A 253-nucleotide genomic window follows, 5' to 3' on the forward strand; every position below is an offset into this window, starting at 1 on the left:
CTGGTTTATAGCGTGGCAATCACCAATACCGTTGAAAGCTTCATGTCTCACCAGCTGGGTATGACGCCACCGCCGCGTGCGATTCTGTCGCTGATCCTGATCGTGGGTATGATGACCATCGTTCGCTTCGGTGAGCAGATGATCGTTAAAGCGATGAGTATTCTGGTATTCCCGTTTGTTGGCGTACTGATGCTGCTGGCTCTGTACCTGATCCCGCAGTGGAACGGCGCTGCACTGGAAACGCTGTCTCTGG

Annotated in this window: 1 pseudogene; it reads left to right on the forward strand. The window is 53.8% G+C overall.

Features of this window, described 5'->3' with window-relative positions:
* Positions 1-253: pseudogene (locus AC0L27_RS41445) on the forward strand (HAAAP family serine/threonine permease); the annotation flags it as partial.

This window comes from Bradyrhizobium sp. Ken51 (assembly GCF_055807435.1).